Source organism: Chryseolinea serpens, assembly GCF_900129725.1.
Lineage (GTDB): Bacteria > Bacteroidota > Bacteroidia > Cytophagales > Cyclobacteriaceae > Chryseolinea > Chryseolinea serpens.
In genome coordinates this window covers 633,041-650,512 of sequence record NZ_FQWQ01000002.1, presented here as the reverse complement: position 1 = coordinate 650,512, position 17,472 = coordinate 633,041, and the positions used below count along the sequence as shown (strand labels likewise).

The following is a 17,472-nucleotide window of genomic DNA, read 5'->3' as shown; positions in this document are numbered from 1 at the left end:
GGACTTTTGAGTAGAGTCGAAAAAATGCATAGGTGCGTAGTCCAACTACAAGGTACAGAGGAATTTCGTTATTTCTGAAGGATTCTGTAAATAAAAGTGCGACACCACCCTAAATCTGCGTGACGGTCTGGCGTTCATCAGGGGCAACGAGGGGCATAAGGGCCCATAGCAAATTTGAAATAAACTCCGGAGGCAGCGCGCTACTCCACGCTGACATACCCCCACTTTCCATTCCGCTTCGCAGGCATCAACCCTTCGGATGCCTCGCCCACTTCTTGTGCGCCGGGGAAGCGTGGGTCGGTTTTGAGTTGGGGTGAGGGCTTGCCGCTGGCAGGGGGAGGGATTACAAATTTTCCGGTCTTGTCGATCGTCTTCGGCGTGCTGCTGCCATCGTAAACGGTCGCATAGCCTCCTTCAAAGGGATTGCCTTGATTGAACTGGTGGGGGATCACCGTCTTGCCGGTCTTGTCGATGTAGCCCCACTTTTTGGTGGTGGCGCTCTGGGCGGCGATGAGTCCTTCGGAGAGATCGAGCAATGAAAAATATTTGAGGGGGATAACATAGGTTCCCGTTTTGTCGATCAGTCCCATCAGGTTCTTTTCAACCACCGTGGCCACGCCCTCCACAAAGTCGTGAGCATAGGCAAACCTGGGTTTTATAGCCAGTTGGCCCGTGAGGTCGAGATAGCCATACTTGGTGTCCGGCATCCGGATGGCGGCGAGGCCGTCGGAAAAGGGGCCGACATCATTCTTGAGATAGCCGCGCAATACTTTGCCGGTCTTGTCGATAAACAACAGGCTATCGCGCAGCGTCACGTGCGCCACGCCGTTGGTGAAGGTGCTGGCGGCGTCGTAGGTCGGTTTGATGGGCCACTTCTTCTGAGCGGCAACCGGGGCGATGGAGACCACAACCAGGAGGAGTGATGCAATCTTGTGCTTCATGCGATAGGAGGGTGTGTTCGGGATACGTTTGAATTAAAGATAAAAAGCCAAACCCATTTCTGATAAGCCTCTGAACAAATTGGCCGGCGTGCGTGCAGGTGCCGGAGGCCTATTGTCCATAAGTTGTTTATTTTCAGTATCTTACAAGGTGTTTTTGCAGGAGGCAGGCACCTGCCGGCGAAGCCCTTGTTTTTTCCGCGTTGGCCATCCGCCTGGATTGGGTTGGTCTCAAAAGGATTTTCGGCCGGACATCAGCCCAAACCTGGCCTTCCAGGAGGATTGTTAAAACGATGTCGTTCAAAATAGCGTAAATTCAACTTCTTAACCTGCGCAGTTAAACAAAATGATAGTCTGCTTGCTTATTGATGATGACCAGGATGATCAGGAAATTTTTTCCATGGCCTTGGAGGATATAAACAGCGACATCCAATGCGTCATGGCGAGCAATGGTATAGCGGCATTAGAGAAATTGAAAGCAAAAAAACCTTTGATCCCCGACTACATCTTCATCGACATGAACATGCCGCGGATGAATGGTATGGAGTGCTTGCAGGAGATCCAAAAATTGGATCACTTGAAGGATGCCGACGTGTTTATGTACTCCACGTCTTCGGACGAAACCATGATCGAGAAAAGTAAAGCCCTTGGCGCAAAAGACTTCATCGTCAAACCCCCCGGTCTGGCGCTGTTGACAGAAAAATTGATGCAAGTTTTTAAAATGCAAGCCGGACGATGAGCAATTCAAAAACGCCTTCTGTGGGGACGGACCTTGAACAGGTGATCGAGCAGTTGAGGAAGAGCGAAGAGCGATATCACAAAATGATCGCCGAAGTAGAAGACTATGCCATCATCCTTTTGGATGCGGATGGCATCATTCAAAATTGGAACCGGGGCGCTGAGAAGATCAAACAATACCGGGAATCGGAGGTCATCGGAAAACATTTTAGCATTTTCTATCTGCCCGAAGACATCCAGGATAATCTTCCCGAAAGGCTGTTGCGCATCGCGCGTGAAAATGGCCGCGCATCGCAGGAGGGGTGGCGGAAGAGAAAAGACGGGACACGATTTTGGGGAAGCATCACCATCACCGCCCTGCACGACGATGACGGCGCCGTGATCGGGTACTCCAAAGTGACGCGCGACCTCACGGAACGAAAGATCGCCGAGGACCAGCAAGACGAAGCCACCGACAGACTGAAGGCGCTCAACGCAGAATTGACCCTTAGCGAGGAACGCTATCACCAGATGATCGCCGAGATCCAGGACTATGCCATCATTCTCCTCGACCCGGAGGGCAACATTGTGAACTGGAATGCCGGCGCCCAGATGATCAAGGGATATTCCAGCGAGATCATCGGATCCAATTTCAATGTATTCTACACCGCCGAGGATCGAAAAAGAAAATTGCCGGAGACCCTCCTGGACTATGCCCGGACACACGGCAGGGCAAACCATGAAGGATGGCGCGTGAGAAAAGACGGCTCCACCTTTTGGGGTTATATCGTGATCACCGCGCTCCACGATAAATCCGGTGCACTGATCGGGTTTTCTAAAGTGACCCGCGATCTGACCGAGAAGAAAATGGCGGAGGACAGGCTGGTTGCCTATGCCAATGAGTTGGAAAACCGGAACCGCGAACTGGAACAGTTTGCCTATGTTACCTCCCACGATTTACAGGAGCCGTTGCGAAAGATCAGGACCTTCACGGAGATCATTCAAAAGAATGAAGGCAACCCGGCGGTGGTGAGTCGCTATTTCGAGAAGATAAACCGTTCGGCCGAGCGGATGACCAACCTCATCAAATCCGTCCTCAACTATAGCCGTTTGTCCAGGGGCAATAGCGGGTTTGTCAATGTGGACCTGAACGAGATCATGACGCAGGTCCAAGCCGACTTTGAATTGCTGATCGCGGAAAAAAATGCTACGGTGCAGGTCGATAAATTGCCGGTCATCCGGGGCGATCACCAACAACTTGAACAATTATTCTCCAACCTGGTGAGCAATGCGCTAAAGTTTACGAATAGTGATCCCGTTGTTCGCATTCAATCCAGGTTTGTAGGCACGGAGCAAATCATCAACCGTCCGGACCATGTCCAGGAACAGCGGTATGTAGAGGTGCTGGTCGCCGACAACGGGATCGGCTTTGAGCCGAAGTATGCGGATTTGATCTTCACGATGTTTCAACGCCTGCAAGACACGCAGGACTATGCCGGCACCGGCATCGGTTTGGCCCTTTGTAAAAAGATCATTGAGAATCACCAGGGGTTCATCACGGCCAACAGTGAACCCGGAAAAGGAGCAAACTTCTATGTTTATTTTCCCGATCGAACGCCATCCCAGTGAGGAGCTTCCGGATATTTTAAATCCTTTTTTTGATGACAGGGAACGCTATTATTTTCCGCAAAAAAACTAATCCAATTTTTACCCGGCACGTTATTAAAATTTTGAATTGTTGAAAGTCGCGGCCGGTCGCGCCCATCCAAAAAGTTGTTAATTCATCGCATGGACAAAGTCATCCTCACCCCATCCCAAGCCCGGAAAATCATTCTTCATGCCACGGGGCTTTCAAAACGCGCGCAGTTTGGCAAAGGCAAGGAGGCGGTCTATAAACTCATCGACCATCTCGGTTTTGTTCAGATCGACACGAACTACGTCGTGGAGCGTGCCCATCATCACAGCATCGTGTCGCGCGTGCCGGACTACAAACCGGAATGGCTCGACCAACTCCAGGCCGACGGAAGGATCTTCGAATTCTGGACGTTTGCCACCGGCTACATTCCCATGCACGACTTTCGCTTCTCGTTGCCCGTGAAGGAGAGTTTTGCGGCCCGGAGAAAAGCCCTGACCACCGCGGAGATCAACCTGATGAAAAAGGTGCTCGACAGAATTTCGCGGGAGGGACCGCTCATGGCGCGGGACTTTGAGAACGACCGCGTCACAAAAAGTTCGGGCTGGTGGGACTGGCGCCCTTCGAAGCTCGCCCTCGAACGGCTTCACCTCGACGGCAGACTGGTGACCACCCGCAAAGAGAATTTCCAGAAAGTATACGACCTGCCCGAAAACATCCTTCCGCCCGACGTGGACATGACCGTGCCCACCGGCGAAGAATATTCCCGACACATCATCCTGCGGGTGTTGAAAGCGTTGGGCATTGCCTATGCCAAAGAGATCGCCTGGAGCGCCCGCTTTGTGAAACATTCCATAAAAACGGAATTGGAGAAACTGGTCGAAGCCGGCGACCTATGCCGGGTGGAGATCACCGGCCTGAAAGGTTCACCCCTCTACATGCTTCCCGAGTATAAAAAGAAGAAGATCAATTTATCCGGCGACGCCTTCATTCTCTCCCCGTTCGATGTGCTGAACGTTTTCCGGCACCGTCTCCGCGATTTTTTTGCGTTCGACTACCAGGTGGAATGCTTCGTGCCCGCCCCCAAGCGCAAGTATGGCTATTTTTCGCTGCCCATTTTGATCGGCGACACGTTTGTGGCCCGCATGGATTCCAAAGCCGACCGGAAGCAGCGTATATTGACCATCCACAACCTGCACTTCGAACCGCTCAAGCTTACCAAGGCCATGGTCACCAAGGTGTGCGATGCCCTGCAGGCGTTTGCAAAATTCAATCAATGCGACACCATCGTCGTCAAAAAATCAAATGACGCGTCGCTTTTGAAAACCATCCGCAAGGCGGTGGCGTGAGTTATGGCTTGAGGGCTTTCTTTTTGTAGTGTGCCGTGCGCTTGTCGTCGATCACGCCCTTCCAGTTGAGACCATACCCAAAGTCATAGGCATTTCCTTCGCTGTCCACGTGCACCTTCATGTCGTGGGGCACGTCTTCGAGTTGTTGTTCCACCGTCTCCATGTTCAGTGGCATTTGGACGGGAAGCAGCCCGGAAGGTTCGGCAGCGCCGGTCAGCAGGTCGAGCACCGCCTGGTTCATCACGCCAAAACCAAAGACAATGGCGTCGACCTGGGGTTCGAATTCCTGGAAGATCATGGGCTTGTTGCCATCCACGATCACGATGACGGGTTTGTTTTTCATGGCCGCCTTGGTGTCCTCGATGGATTTGAGATCGGCGAGGTTAGAGGCGGTGAATGATTTTCCTTTATACGAACGATTGGTGATGGTGGGATCGACCACCGGGTCGCCCGCAGCAATACTTTTTTCCCTGGAGGCCGTCGAGGTGTAAGGACCGTATTGAAGACTGATCGGCACATAGCCCGTGCCGCCGCTCTCGCGATCGGCCTTGCTGTAGCCCACGCCACCGTCGGGGCTCTTTACAAAAACGAGTGCTATGTCGGCTTGGGTTGGATCGTCGGTGATGGTAAAATATTTTTTTGCGATATCCATACTCACCGGGTACTCGATCTTCTCGGGGGTCACGTTTCCAAACCAATCCCTGCCGGCAGGAACCGTGCGTTTGGGAATGTAGGCTGTGAGGTTCTTCTTCAGCGGCAACACGTGTCCTTTGTTCTTTAACAGGATGAGTGACTTCAGTTGCGCTTCATAACCCGCGGTCATGTACTCTGCGTTGCCCACCACGCTTTTTGAAACCTGTGGATCGACATAGGGATTTTCAAAAAGACCCACGTTAAATATGTTCTTCAGCAGTCGCACGGCCGATTCCTCAAAGCGTTTGCGCATAAACGGTTCGCCGTGTTCTTTCACACCCATTTGATACGCTTCGAGTATGGGGCCAGCGGCGTTGTTCCCGCCAAACTGATCCACGCCGGCCATGATCACTTTGTAGTGACGCTGGGCGATGGTGAGTGTCTCTACACCCCAGGACTTCCCGGCAAAAACATCGGGTGTCTTTCCTTCGTCGCCGGTGATCAGCCAGTCGGTGCAGACCACGCCGTCGTAGCCGTATTTCTTTCTTAACAGATCGGTGATCAGGTATTTTGAAAAGCCGTTGCCTACGTTTTCGTTGTAGGTCTTGTCCTGGTCGTAGGAGATGGTGTAGTAGGGCATGACGGCGGAGGCCATCTTTGTTTTGCCGGATAAGCTAAAGGCGCCTTTCACAAAGGGGACCAGGTGCGTGTCAAAATTCTTACCAGGGTAAACGGCAAATTTTCCATAGGCAAAATGGCCATCACGACCCCCTTCTTCCGGTCCGCCACCGGGCCAATGTTTCACCATGGCGTTCACGCTTTGATAGCCCCAGCCCTCTTTGATCTCTGCTTTTCCGGAAGAGGTTTGGAAGCCATCCACGTAAGCCTTTGCCATGTCGGCCGCTAAGATGGGGTCTTCTCCGAAGGTTCCATTGATACGGCTCCAGCGGGGTTCGGTGCCCAGATCGATTTGGGGCGACAAAGCAGTGGTGATGCCCAGCGCGCGATATTCTTTGGCGGCGATGGATCCGAATTTCTGAACGAGCGCCGGATCAAACGTGGCGGCCATGCCCAGCGACACCGGCCACATGGAGATCTTGCCTCCGCTGCCCAGGTTGTATTCTGTGTTGGCCACGGCGCCGTGACGAGGGTCTGAGCTGGTGTTGGCCGGGATGCCCAGCCCGATGCCTTCAATATACGATTGAATGTTGTTGTTCCACTTCGCGGCAACCTCGGGGCTTTCCACCGTCGTGATCAGGATGTGCCGGAGGTTGTCGTCGGTCAGGAATTTTTTTTGCTGGTCGGTGATGTCAGACGATAGTGCTCCGCTTTCGGCGAGGGATTTGCCATTATAGGTTCCGGCGCGGAAGCCCGTGGCCTGTGCGGGGATGGATTGGTGCCCGCTGTAGAGCATCAACCCCGCGATTTGCTCCACCGACATTTTCGCGGCGAGGTCTTTTGCGCGAACATCGACAGGCAATCGCCAGTCTTCGTATTTGTCGAGCACATTGTTTTTATTCAGATCCTTGAACGCTAACCCGTCGACGGTCAGCAGTTTCACACCCGAGCTTAAGGCATAGGCCAGGGTTTGTCCCTTCGGGTTGGTGACGAGGGAAATGCCATCATTCTTTTTTTCGGTCCAGGTTTGACCAACCGAAACCATCGCCCACAAGAGGGCCGGGAGGATAAGAAGTCGTTTCATAGGAGTATAGCGTAAGGTCTGTTTCAATGTGTTGAATTTACACAATATATGGGAGGATGCCCCGGTTTAGGGTTTACATTAGATCGATCCCGGGAAAAAATCGACGATCGGGTATTTTTTTGAAATTTTTCCAGTGCGCTCATCGAGGATGAACGCATCGACGCGTTTTGTCAAGTCAACAGAAAATTTATGTCGGTCACCGGGCGTAAAAGCAAATGGACTTGAAAGGAATTCTTCGGGAACCCGGAATCGAATTTGTTAACGAAAAGTTAACGATCATTGCGCGCTCAAACTTTCAAAACTCTTTGTGTTACATTTACACATTAATAAAATCAATCTATGAAAAAATCTATTATTCTTTTTGCTTCGCTTCTCTCCACAACGTTCATGTTTGCTCAAACGACATGGACCATCGACAACGGCCACTCCAAGATCGGCTTCAGTGTGACCCACATGGCCGTGGCTGAAACGGAGGGAAAATTCAACGAGTACAGCGGAGCCCTGGTGTCGCGGAATGAAAATTTTGATGGCGCCGAAATAACCTTTTCAGCAAAGACCGCTTCGATCGACACGGAAAACGAACGCCGCGATGGTCATTTAAAATCTCCCGACTTTTTTGACGCCGCCAAATATCCAGACATCACTTTCAAAGGCAACCTGGTAAAAAGCGGCACAAAATATAAACTGAAAGGCGACCTGACGATGCACGGCGTGACCAAGCCCGTGGAATTTGAGGTTACCGGCGGCGCCACCGTGAACACGGGCCGCGGCATGAAGTCCGGATTTAAGTTCACTGGAACGATCAGCCGCAAGGACTTCGGTCTGACCTGGTCCAACACCACACCGACCGGCGAGATGGTGGTGAGCGACGAGGTGGAGCTGAACATCAAGATCGAATTGGATAAGAAAGCCTGACAACGACACTACCGTATAGAGAAGCAGCAGGATTTTTTTCCTGCTGCTTTTTTTTATTAGGGTCATTTATCATCCATAGGGCAAACGCGGACCACAATCGATTGTGGAAATCCGGTGACGTCACGCGTTGCATGAACGGAATGACGGATTAACGTACATCCCTCTGTCCAATAGCCCGGGTTGTGATACATTTGTTGGCAACTTGTATAAGTTGTTATACACAAAACGTGATCTTTTTTATGTCAACCCAACATGATATCGAGCGGAAGGCGTCCTTGTTCACCATGAACGGATTGGTGGACCCCCGCTGGATGCCCGACACCGTCGCGCACGAAGCGACAAGCCGCCCCAACGCTTCGCGCCCCGATGCCTTAAGCGTGTGGCGGGCATTTGTTCAGCGCCTCTTCAGCGGTATGAGCAAAGGCAACGCAGGTCTTTGATCGAACAAACATTTCAACGCGACGATTCTACGCGTCCTATTTTGCTTTTACCGGTATAGATTTGCGGAGACACTTTCAAGTGTCAAGGAAGCCGTTTGCCTAAAAACTTCCCGCCGGATCACCAGGTGATATGCGTCAATCGGCCCGAACTTCAGGCCTTGTCGGATCTTCTAAATTATTTTTACCCGCAGGTTTACCCGTGTCCAAATACGACTGGTTTCCGGGGCATTCAGGACGAAATTTTAATACCGGGCAGGAGCGGTGCCCTTTCAGAAAGATTGGTGTGGCGTGGGTCGCAGGGGGTGGTTTTCCGGCAATCCTTGAAAGATGTAGATGCAGAAAACTATTATTTACCGGCAAATAAATAAGTTGTAAATTAAATGGCCAGGAACGATTTGAATCAGACAAGGATGCGTAATGGTTGGGCGAAAAATGGAATTTGAAGTATTGCAGCGAATCACGCGGATAGGAACCCGTCATGTGAGCAACGCAGATGACGAGGAGGACATCATACTCTCAAACAAGGTGAGTATGCTGATGTGTATATTGCCTTTGATCTACATTGTTGCGAATGTCTATGATCAGGGATGGTCCCGGATCACACTCCCCATTCTCGCACAACCGCTCTTATTTTTACTCCCCGTGTTTGTGAACGCATTGGGCTACACCACGGCCAGCCGGGTGCTGCTCAGTTGGAACATGCCTTTGCAAGCGTTGATCTTCTCGGTCTATAACAAATCGTCGGGAATGGACTTCCAGACATCGCACTACATGGGCATCCAATTCTCGATCATGGCCTCTTCGGTGGTGCCTTTTTTATTGTTTCGATTGAAGGATACCTTTCTGATGGTGCTCTCCCTTGCCGGGCCATTCCTCGCCCTCACCTGTTTTGATCTCGTGCACAATTTCTTTGGCGTGGGCTACCATCAAAAGGGGTTAAGCGAAACCGGTTATGCCTTGACGAAGATGCGGGTGTTGATCGGCTTTATCATCATCACCGGCAGTTCGCTTTTTTTGAAACGGTCGGTAGAGAAGAAGGAGCAGGTGAACAAAGGCCTGATCGCAGACCTCGAAGGTAAGAACCGGGAGATCCTCGGCCAATTGGAAGAGATCTCCACGCAAAACGAATACATCTCCGTTCAAAACAGTCAGCTGGAAAAACAGAAGCAGACCATTGAAAATCAGAATCACTTGTTGCAGGTGGCCAAGACGGACCTGGAGAAAAAAGTAAAGGAGAAGACGGCCGACATTCTGCAAGCCAGCGAGGAATTGGAAAAGCAATACCTGCAATTGGAACAATTCGCGTTTATGGCCGCACACAATTTACGCGGCCCGGTGGCGAGGATCCTCGGATTGCTCCAGCTCCTTCAATTTCCCGAGACCGACGTCTTGGAAAAAGAGAAGGTGATGACGCTCATCGGCAGTTCCATCCTGGACTTGGATGAGGTCATTCACGATCTCGTCTCCGTGGTCCAGGTGAAATACCAAAGCGCGGGGAATAACAGGAGGTTAAAGGCGTCCGACATTATCGGGGAAGTATTGAGTCAGCTGAAGCAGGATTTGGATGCTCAGGGAATCGTGATTTCCAACCAGATAAATCCGCAGCATGAGATTGCCGTGAGCGATGCGTTTGCCCATTCCATCCTGCACAACATCATCAGCAACAGCATCAAGTACAAAGATGCGTCGAAGACCCCGCACATATTTTTGCGTTCGGAGGTGAACGAGACGGAGTGTATCCTCGAGATCTCCGACAACGGGATCGGATTTGACTCCGACGCGCACCGCGACAAGTTGTTCAAACCGTTTTCCAGGCTCAACACCCGCTTTTCCGGTAAGGGTCTTGGCCTCTACCTGGCCAAGGTCCAGGTGGAGAGCGCAGGGGGGCACATCTTCGCCAGCAGCAAGGTCAATGAGGGAACGACGATAAAGCTTCAATTCCCGATCGGCGCGGGCATCGGCAGTCCGAATTAATCACTTCATCATGGGTTGTTTTCACTGCGGCAGATAAGAAAGCCACTCCATTCAACGAGTTCAAACGCGCAATCGCATTTACGCTCGCTCAACGACGGGTAAAATATACTGAAGTATAGTGATTGACGATCTTTGTTTCGGTATCTTTACTCTACTGTTCGATAGACGTTGGGGTTGATAGTATCATTTTTTGATGTTCTTGTCCTGCACACCTTATCTTTTTTTCAGCATTCTCGCTTTTCAACTCCCACAGTAATACACAGGTAAACGAGCGTCCAGAGCGCACTGCAGATCTTGTGCCTTCTCCACAATCAAATCGTATGATTTTAATCCCGTATTCTTATGAAAACGATCGTGATCGTTGTGTTCTCTATCATCCTCCTGGCAGGGGCCTTCTTGTTGGGAGGCTACTACTATCTGCGGCACAGGCTTCAGCGGTTGATCACCTTGAAATATGCGGTGGTAGGTCCGCTCATCAAGAAGCTGGCTGCCAGGGAGACCGTTACCCGGACGGAGATCTTGTTCATGGTTCAGGATCCTTCCTTGCGTCATGCAGTGTATCGTGTGCTGGAAGCCTACAACCAGTCAGATCTTTTTCCGCTTGAATTTTTTACGATCGAAAAAGGAGCCGAAAGCTTTTTAGTCACCTGGCTGGAATTTCCCACCGAGTTGGGCCGGGCGCCGCACGAAATAGAGCTCTATACCACGGTAGATCTGAATGAACGGGAAGACCAGACGTACTATGTCTTCAAATACCGCATGACCGGCGATCACTGGGCAGCCGAAAACAACTGGATGCTGGGCGTGGCCGGCCCCTATGACAGCGAAAGCCTGCCCTACGACACCCCACGAAGAATTTTTAGCCGGTTCTACTCCGTCGATCGCATTTCGGCGAGGGGAGAGGTGCAGTGGGTGCATGAAAATATTTAGGAGACAAGACCACGGGCCTTCCATTCCTTCGAGCGAATGTCAATGTCGTAGCCACGAGATTAAAGCCACATTAAATCCACATTAAAATGAAGGTCCGTGGTCTGCGGGCATGCTGAATGGAAGTAATTTACCATCCACAGGAGACGTTGCCCTGGCGCGTGCTGCATCACGAAATTTTTTGACATGATTCAAACCCAAAAAGGAAAAGACACTTTTGAAAACACCAGCGATGCGCTGGCCCTGATTATTTTTCATATCCCTGGCCAAAATGATTAGGAAGCGCGTCATCAACATCATGCTCATCGAGGACGATTCGACGGAGCAGATCGAAGTGAAACGGACGCTGGACAAACGCCACATCCTCTACCGGCTCCAGGTCGCGAAAAATGCCGAAGAGGCCATGCGCCTGCTCGATGGCGAGCCGGCCGGCGGTTCTCCCGGCATCCCGGATTTTATCTTGCTCGATCTGACCACGCCCGAGATGGACGGCTTCGGGTTGCTGCGATGGATCAGGGCCGACGGGCGATGGAAAGATATAAAGGTTTTTATCCTGACGACTTCGGATCGGCCCGCGGATAAAGCGGAGGCCCAGGCACTCGGCGTTTCCGGATTTGTGACCAAACCCTTCAAACTCCACAGCGCGTCTTCGATGGATGCGTTCAACCTGATGATGGACCTGATGAATATGTGATGGGAAAAAAAGACAAGAACCCATGGCCACCCGCCTATGGGTTCTTGAAGGTTTGTCTAGAACCTTATAACCAATCCCGGTTACTCAGTAGGTCAAAAGTAAGTCATGACGCCTCCGGTATCCTATAAAAGCCATTAAAAGGACATTAAAAGTATATTAAAAAAGACAAGCCCATTTTTTGAGGGGAAAGGAAAGAATTGGAGAAACTTTGTGGAATATTTAGGGTCCTGATGACGCTGTCGGGTCTCTGAAAACGGATTAACCTTATGAAAGTCCTGGTCATTGAAGATGAACAGCAAGTATCATCCTTTATCAAACAGGGTTTGGAGGAGCATTCCTTTGCCGTGGACGTTGCGTTTGATGGGAACATGGGTGAGCGGCTTGCCTTGAACCGGGACTATGATGTGATCGTGCTGGATCTGGTCATCCCGGGCATCAACGGATTTGACCTTTGCAAGATCCTGAAAAAAGAAAAGCCCTCGACCCCCGTCATCATGCTCACCACCCTGGGCACCACCGCCGACAAATTATCGGGCTTTGATGCGGGTGCCGACGACTACCTGCTGAAACCTTTTGCATTTGAAGAACTCGTCGCCCGCCTGAGGGCACTCATGCGAAGGCGGTCGGCCACGACAGACTATGGCAATGTGCTGCGGTTTGAAGATCTCAAACTGGATATCGAAAAGAAAGTAGCGCATCGCCACGACAAGGTCATCAAACTCTCGGCAAAAGAATTTGCGTTACTGGAATTCTTTCTGCGGAATCCGGAGCGGGTTATTTCCCGGAGCGAACTAGCCGAAAAAATATGGGACATCAAATTTGAGACGGGCACCAACGTGGTGGAGGTCTACATGAATATGCTGCGCAACAAGATCGACCGGGACTTCGAGCCCAAGCTTTTGCAGACGCGGATCGGGTTAGGGTATGTACTGAGCAAAGAGACATGAATATCCGGGCAAAGCTTACGGTGATCTTCTTCAGCATCGTCATCATTGTGCTCACGATCATTTGCGTCTCCGTCTATTTTCTTTCGGCGAACTACCGCCAGGAAGATTTCTACCGGAGGCTGAAAAACAGGGCGATCAATACGGCAAAGATCCTGACGGAAGTGGAAGAAGTGGACGCGAACCTGCTTCGCCGCATGGAGCGGAACAATCCGGCCAGTCTGCCCAACCAATACATCATTCTCTACAATCAAAAAAATGAAGTGCTGTATAGTTCCGACGGCAGCAACGTCATCGCTGTGGACCAGGCGTTGCTGAACACCATACGCCAGCAACAGGAGGTGCGCTACACCTATAAAAATTTCGAAGCGCTGGGCTTCCTGTTTGCCGACCCGCATGACCGGTTCACGGTGGTGGCCGCCGCCACGGATGTGTATGGCCTGGATGCGTTGCGAAATCTTCGAAATATTCTCATCGTTACCTTTTGCGTAAGCATGGTGTTTGTCTCTATCCTGGGATGGTTTTTTGCGGGAAAGGTCCTTTCACCCATTTCAAAGATCGTTGAACAGGTGAGCAACATCACCGAAGAGAACCTGAACCGGCGGCTGGACGAAGGCGATCGAACGGACGAACTGAGCAAACTGGCGCATACGTTTAACCGGATGCTGGAACGGTTGCAAAGTGCTTTTGCCTCGCAGAAGAACTTTATCGCCAATGCCTCTCATGAGATCAAAACGCCCATCACCGTGATGGCCGGAGAAATAGAGGTAGCGTTGCTGCAGGACCGCGACAACGACTATTATATCAAGATCCTCGGGTCGGTTTTGGGTGGACTGAAGGGGCTCAACCGCCTGTCGACGCAGTTGTTGTTGCTGGCGCAGACGAGCACGGATCAACCCGACAAAAATTTCGCACCGCTTCGCATTGATGATGTTTTGTGGGAAATAAAAGACGAACTGATCAAGGCATTTCCCACATACCGTATCGACATTCATTTCGACCTAGCGCTGAACCATGAGTCCCTGCTCATGGAGGGCGATGAGCAACTGGTGAAGGTGGTTGTCCTTAACCTGATGGATAATGGCTGCAAGTATTCCGATGATCACCAGGTGGTCATTACCCTGGACACAAAGCAACCGGGATTCATTGCCCTTCATTTTCGGAATACGGGCGAGGGCATCGATGCGGAAAATGTTCACCGGATCTTTGATCCCTTTTTCCGGGGCAAACGGCACCGGCAGAACAAGGGATTCGGCATCGGCCTGTCGCTGGTCCGACAGATCGTCAGACTCCACGGCGGCGATATTCGTCTTGAATCCGTGCCGCAACAACAGACTTTATTCAGCGTCTCCTTTCCCGTGGGAATAAAACACGATTAGCCACCAGTAGGGCGTATAGGCCATTTTGCAAAATGTTGTTTGGAAGGTTATTAACTCCTTTGTATTCCCTATTTTTGGACGATGTTTTCCGGCCCCGCCATTGGGAGAATGTAAGGCACTGTGCCTTATAGGGCGGCGGTCATTGAATAGAACTTCAAAACACAACACATGAAACACATTTTACTTATTTCTTTTTTGGTATTGACCGTTAGCAGGGGATTAGCACAAGAGTATATCGAGATCATCACCCGGAAATCCTGTGATTGCGGCGAGCAAGTACCCGACACACTGAAATCGGAACAATTTAATATGCGTCTCGGACTATGCATGATCGACGCTTCGATGCCCTATAAAAAGCAGATAAAAAAAGATTTCGGTATAGATCTTGACAAGATCGATACAGAGGGTGTGAAACTCGGGAGGATGTTAGGTGTGAAAATGGCTTCAGTTTGCCCCAACACGCTCTTGAAGATGACACAGAGAATAAAAGGCCAGACCGCAACCACCAAAGCGCAACAATCGTCAGAGGGGACGGTGACAAAAATTGAAAATGATTTTTTTGTAGTCCTTTCGTTAAAGGACGAATCCGGTAAGATCACCAAATACTACTGGTTGACATTTATTGAGTCAGCGGGCGACTTAACGAGTTCCTATTCAACGCTCGTCGGCAAAACGCTTCACATTGATTATGAGCCCCAGGAATTTTTTGACCCCAAACTGCAGGAGTATCGGCAATTCTTTGTCGTTAAAAGAATCATACCCATGGATTGACATGAACCTAAACGGAACATGCGACAAAATCCGGTGATTTCGATTTAGGTACTTGCCGGATTTTGGACTTTGCTTCTTTCAACGACAAGCGCGCAGTGTATACCCTTGAAGCTGTTTTTTTCGTCTCTATTTCCAAGCCTATTTCACTTCTGTCTGACACACAGCCTTTTAAAATGTTGCCGGCAATTGGATGACTTGTGCTACTTTAAAAATTTTGAGTGTATTTTAGCGCGCGGTTTTTTCCCGGGAGAAGTGGAATGTTATGCTTCACACAGGGAAAACCTTCACAACAAAAACAAAATCAATTTATGGCTAAGGAAAGTATGGCAAAAGAAAATCCCGTTGTTGACGCACTGCGAAAACTGAAAGATGAGGAAGCGGAATTGTTGGTTAAGCTAAAACCCCTTCAAGAGGCAATCGGCGCGCTTGAAAAAATTGTCGACAAGTCTGTGAAAAAAGTGAAGTCGTCTGCGAAAGATAACTCAGGCGACCTTATCGGCGTCGAAGAAAATGGACAGGAATCAAACGACGATTCTCAATAAGCGAACGAATCCGTCGCGTGTTGCAAAGTTGCAGGGTTAAAGACTCTGCAACTTTTTTATTTAAGGCCGTTTTAAGCTGCCGTTGTAGAAAATTATCAACACTGTCTGCCGAATTTTTCTTCACCATGCCCGTGGAGCCTGCCCGTTGAATGGCACGGCGAACGGCGCAGGGTAAGGAAACTCCATTGCACGCAGGTAACTGGCGGGATGTACGCCGTCGTCAGTCGTGGCAGCGAATTTGTCGTCCGCTGCCTATGAATTCTCCTAGAAACCTATCCACCGCCCTTCCCTCCCTCGTTGCGTCGTTAAAAGGATATGATGTGCTGCCACCTTCACCGGTGGTTGTCGCGCTCAACCGGCTAACCTACGGCGCCACATCCGAATTGACAGAACAAGTCACCAAGCGAGGCATAAAAGACTACCTCGAGGAACAACTCCACCCCAAGGGTGAGGACGAGAGGGTGGCCCGGAAACTTTCAGAAGCGACGCTTCCGATTAAGTATAACGACAAAGATGGAAATCCTTTGGTGGATGAAGTGCGCGCTTTGCGACTCATCGATGCGCCGCTCAGCGAGCTCTGGAAACTGAACGACAAAGAGGCCAATCTTCCGTATGCCGAAAAGATCCGGGCGCTGGAAGAAGTTCGCGTAGCATCCTGGTTGCGGGCAACCTACAGTCCATGGCAGTTGCGCGAGGTGATGACGGAGTTCTGGCACAATCACTTTAATGTGAATGCATCCGACCAGAAGATCAGCACCGTGTTCCCGGTGTACGACCGCGACGTGATCCGGAAAAATTGCTTTGGAAATTTCAGAGCCTTTCTGGAAGACGTGTCCAAAAGTGCAGCCATGCTGTATTACCTCGACAACTTCACCAGCAAGGCCAGCCCGGCGAATGAAAATTATGCGCGTGAACTTTTTGAATTGCACACGCTGGGTTCCGATTTTTATTTTAACAACCTCTACAACCGCTGGCGCGATGTGCCCGGAGCCACGGCTGGAAAACCCGTTGGCTATATCGACGAAGATGTTTATGAAGCGGCACGGGCATTCACCGGCTGGACGGTCGCCGACGGCGCCAGCAGTGGCAACGACAAACTTCCCAACACCGGTGAGTTTTATTATTATGATGGCTGGCACGACAACTATCAAAAGCGGATCCTGGGCAACGAGATCGAACCCAACCAGCCTGCGTTGTCGGACGGACACCTGGCGCTGGACCTGGTGGCGCATCACCCGGCCACGGCCAAGCACCTATGCAAGAAACTTTGTATACGATTCATTTCGGATCAGCCGCCACCCTCCGTAGTAGAGGGTGCGGCCAACGTGTGGATGCAGCATCAAAAAAGCCCTGATCAGATCGCGCAGACCTTGCGCTATATCCTAAACACCAAAGCGTTTGCCGCCACGTGGGGACAAAAAGTGAAGCGGCCCTTTCACCTCATGGTCTCGATGTTGCGCGCCACGCAAGCCGAGATCACCCCAAACCAGGGGCTCACCGGGCAGTTGAGCCAGATGGGTTATCTTCATTACAATTGGCAAACCCCCGCCGGCCATCCCGACACGATGGACTATTGGCTAAGCTCCAACAGCATGATCGCGCGCTGGAACGTGGCGTCGTCGCTGTTGTCGGTCAGTCCCAACAACCGGATTGCCGCGCATGATTTTGCACGGTTGGTACCTCCTGGAATGGACAAACCGCAGGACCTTTCGCGCTTCTGGATCGAGCGGGTCTTGCAGAAAAAGAAGACGCCGGATTTTGAGCAGGCCATGATCGATTTTCTGCGCGGCGAGGGCAAAGCGGATCAACCGATCCCACCCGACAAACTGAACAATCGCCTCAGCGGACTCATTGCGTTGCTCACCATGACGCCGGACTTTCAATTGATTTAATGACCAACCTAACCCCACCAGC

16 protein-coding genes are annotated in these 17,472 nt (G+C 50.9%); 13 read left to right on the top strand and 3 right to left on the bottom strand.

The genetic code is table 11. The annotated features are described in order from the left end of the window. Positions 1–200: 200 nt before the first annotated feature. Entirely contained in the window at positions 201–941 is a 741-nt protein-coding gene (locus BUB30_RS16700; RefSeq protein WP_073136127.1) for a WG repeat-containing protein, read from the bottom strand. Positions 942–1,284: 343 nt separating this feature from the next. On the opposite strand from BUB30_RS16700, the gene BUB30_RS16695 reads away from it, so the two are divergent. The 3 genes from BUB30_RS16695 (at position 1,285) to BUB30_RS16685 (ending at position 4,637) form a co-directional block, all read left to right on the top strand. After that, complete coding sequence (locus BUB30_RS16695; protein ID WP_073136125.1) at positions 1,285–1,677, top strand: response regulator; 393 nt, start codon at positions 1,285–1,287, stop codon at positions 1,675–1,677. Further along, positions 1,674–3,284 (top strand): sensor histidine kinase, encoded by a 1,611-nt coding sequence (locus BUB30_RS16690; protein WP_084138184.1) that lies wholly within the window; start codon positions 1,674–1,676, stop codon positions 3,282–3,284. Before BUB30_RS16695 ends, BUB30_RS16690 begins: the two co-directional genes overlap by 4 nt. 159 nt (positions 3,285–3,443) lie before the next feature. After that, positions 3,444–4,637, top strand: coding sequence for a winged helix-turn-helix domain-containing protein (locus BUB30_RS16685; protein ID WP_073136123.1), 1,194 nt, complete (start codon positions 3,444–3,446; stop codon positions 4,635–4,637). 1 nt (position 4,638) lies between these two features. Here the strand turns inward: BUB30_RS16685 and BUB30_RS16680 are convergent, their stop codons facing one another. Continuing rightward, complete coding sequence (locus BUB30_RS16680; protein ID WP_073136121.1) at positions 4,639–6,972, bottom strand: glycoside hydrolase family 3 protein; 2,334 nt, start codon at positions 6,970–6,972, stop codon at positions 4,639–4,641. 339 nt (positions 6,973–7,311) lie between these two features. Between BUB30_RS16680 and BUB30_RS16675 the strand changes: the two genes are divergently transcribed. From BUB30_RS16675 to BUB30_RS16660, 4 genes are all read left to right on the top strand, one after another. Beyond that, entirely contained in the window at positions 7,312–7,887 is a 576-nt protein-coding gene (locus BUB30_RS16675; protein WP_073136119.1) for a YceI family protein, read from the top strand. A gap of 239 nt (positions 7,888–8,126) precedes the next feature. Then, a complete protein-coding gene (locus BUB30_RS16670; RefSeq protein ID WP_073136117.1) occupies positions 8,127–8,327 on the top strand; it encodes a hypothetical protein in 201 nt (66 codons plus the stop codon). A 432-nt stretch (positions 8,328–8,759) separates the two neighbouring features. Further along, complete coding sequence (locus BUB30_RS16665) at positions 8,760–10,301, top strand: sensor histidine kinase (protein ID WP_073136115.1); 1,542 nt, start codon at positions 8,760–8,762, stop codon at positions 10,299–10,301. Positions 10,302–10,643: 342 nt separating this feature from the next. Next, positions 10,644–11,231, top strand: a complete 588-nt coding sequence (locus BUB30_RS16660) for a hypothetical protein (RefSeq protein WP_073136113.1) — start codon at positions 10,644–10,646, stop codon at positions 11,229–11,231. 81 nt (positions 11,232–11,312) lie between these two features. Here the strand turns inward: BUB30_RS16660 and BUB30_RS35185 are convergent, their stop codons facing one another. Continuing rightward, entirely contained in the window at positions 11,313–11,486 is a 174-nt protein-coding gene (locus BUB30_RS35185; protein WP_178377135.1) for a hypothetical protein, read from the bottom strand. Between the two features lie 13 nt (positions 11,487–11,499). On the opposite strand from BUB30_RS35185, the gene BUB30_RS16655 reads away from it, so the two are divergent. The 6 genes from BUB30_RS16655 (at position 11,500) to BUB30_RS16630 (ending at position 17,450) form a co-directional block, all read left to right on the top strand. After that, positions 11,500–11,922 carry a response regulator gene (locus tag BUB30_RS16655; protein WP_073136111.1) on the top strand — a complete coding sequence of 141 codons (423 nt, stop codon included), beginning with the start codon at positions 11,500–11,502 and terminating at the stop codon, positions 11,920–11,922. Positions 11,923–12,188: 266 nt separating this feature from the next. Then, positions 12,189–12,869, top strand: coding sequence for a response regulator transcription factor (locus BUB30_RS16650; RefSeq protein ID WP_073136109.1), 681 nt, complete (start codon positions 12,189–12,191; stop codon positions 12,867–12,869). Then, complete coding sequence (locus BUB30_RS16645) at positions 12,866–14,245, top strand: sensor histidine kinase (protein ID WP_073136108.1); 1,380 nt, start codon at positions 12,866–12,868, stop codon at positions 14,243–14,245. Before BUB30_RS16650 ends, BUB30_RS16645 begins: the two co-directional genes overlap by 4 nt. Positions 14,246–14,413: 168 nt before the next feature. Further along, the gene (locus BUB30_RS16640) at positions 14,414–15,016 is read left to right on the top strand and encodes a hypothetical protein (protein ID WP_073136106.1); all 603 of its coding nucleotides are present in this window, start codon (positions 14,414–14,416) and stop codon (positions 15,014–15,016) included. Between the two features lie 308 nt (positions 15,017–15,324). Further along, on the top strand, positions 15,325–15,558 hold the full coding sequence (locus tag BUB30_RS16635) for a hypothetical protein (RefSeq protein ID WP_143164960.1): 234 nt from the start codon (positions 15,325–15,327) through the stop codon (positions 15,556–15,558). Between the two features lie 254 nt (positions 15,559–15,812). Then, complete coding sequence (locus BUB30_RS16630; protein ID WP_178377134.1) at positions 15,813–17,450, top strand: DUF1800 domain-containing protein; 1,638 nt, start codon at positions 15,813–15,815, stop codon at positions 17,448–17,450. Positions 17,451–17,472 lie beyond the last annotated feature (22 nt).

Coding starts and splice junctions, on each gene's coding strand:
- BUB30_RS16700 (WP_073136127.1), bottom strand. CDS start 941: ATGAAGCACAAGATTGCATCACTCCTCCTGGTTGTGGTCTCCATCGCC.
- BUB30_RS16695 (WP_073136125.1), top strand. CDS start 1,285: ATGATAGTCTGCTTGCTTATTGATGATGACCAGGATGATCAGGAAATT.
- BUB30_RS16690 (WP_084138184.1), top strand. CDS start 1,674: ATGAGCAATTCAAAAACGCCTTCTGTGGGGACGGACCTTGAACAGGTG.
- BUB30_RS16685 (WP_073136123.1), top strand. CDS start 3,444: ATGGACAAAGTCATCCTCACCCCATCCCAAGCCCGGAAAATCATTCTT.
- BUB30_RS16680 (WP_073136121.1), bottom strand. CDS start 6,972: ATGAAACGACTTCTTATCCTCCCGGCCCTCTTGTGGGCGATGGTTTCG.
- BUB30_RS16675 (WP_073136119.1), top strand. CDS start 7,312: ATGAAAAAATCTATTATTCTTTTTGCTTCGCTTCTCTCCACAACGTTC.
- BUB30_RS16670 (WP_073136117.1), top strand. CDS start 8,127: ATGTCAACCCAACATGATATCGAGCGGAAGGCGTCCTTGTTCACCATG.
- BUB30_RS16665 (WP_073136115.1), top strand. CDS start 8,760: ATGGAATTTGAAGTATTGCAGCGAATCACGCGGATAGGAACCCGTCAT.
- BUB30_RS16660 (WP_073136113.1), top strand. CDS start 10,644: ATGAAAACGATCGTGATCGTTGTGTTCTCTATCATCCTCCTGGCAGGG.
- BUB30_RS35185 (WP_178377135.1), bottom strand. CDS start 11,486: ATGAAAAATAATCAGGGCCAGCGCATCGCTGGTGTTTTCAAAAGTGTC.
- BUB30_RS16655 (WP_073136111.1), top strand. CDS start 11,500: ATGATTAGGAAGCGCGTCATCAACATCATGCTCATCGAGGACGATTCG.
- BUB30_RS16650 (WP_073136109.1), top strand. CDS start 12,189: ATGAAAGTCCTGGTCATTGAAGATGAACAGCAAGTATCATCCTTTATC.
- BUB30_RS16645 (WP_073136108.1), top strand. CDS start 12,866: ATGAATATCCGGGCAAAGCTTACGGTGATCTTCTTCAGCATCGTCATC.
- BUB30_RS16640 (WP_073136106.1), top strand. CDS start 14,414: ATGAAACACATTTTACTTATTTCTTTTTTGGTATTGACCGTTAGCAGG.
- BUB30_RS16635 (WP_143164960.1), top strand. CDS start 15,325: ATGGCTAAGGAAAGTATGGCAAAAGAAAATCCCGTTGTTGACGCACTG.
- BUB30_RS16630 (WP_178377134.1), top strand. CDS start 15,813: ATGAATTCTCCTAGAAACCTATCCACCGCCCTTCCCTCCCTCGTTGCG.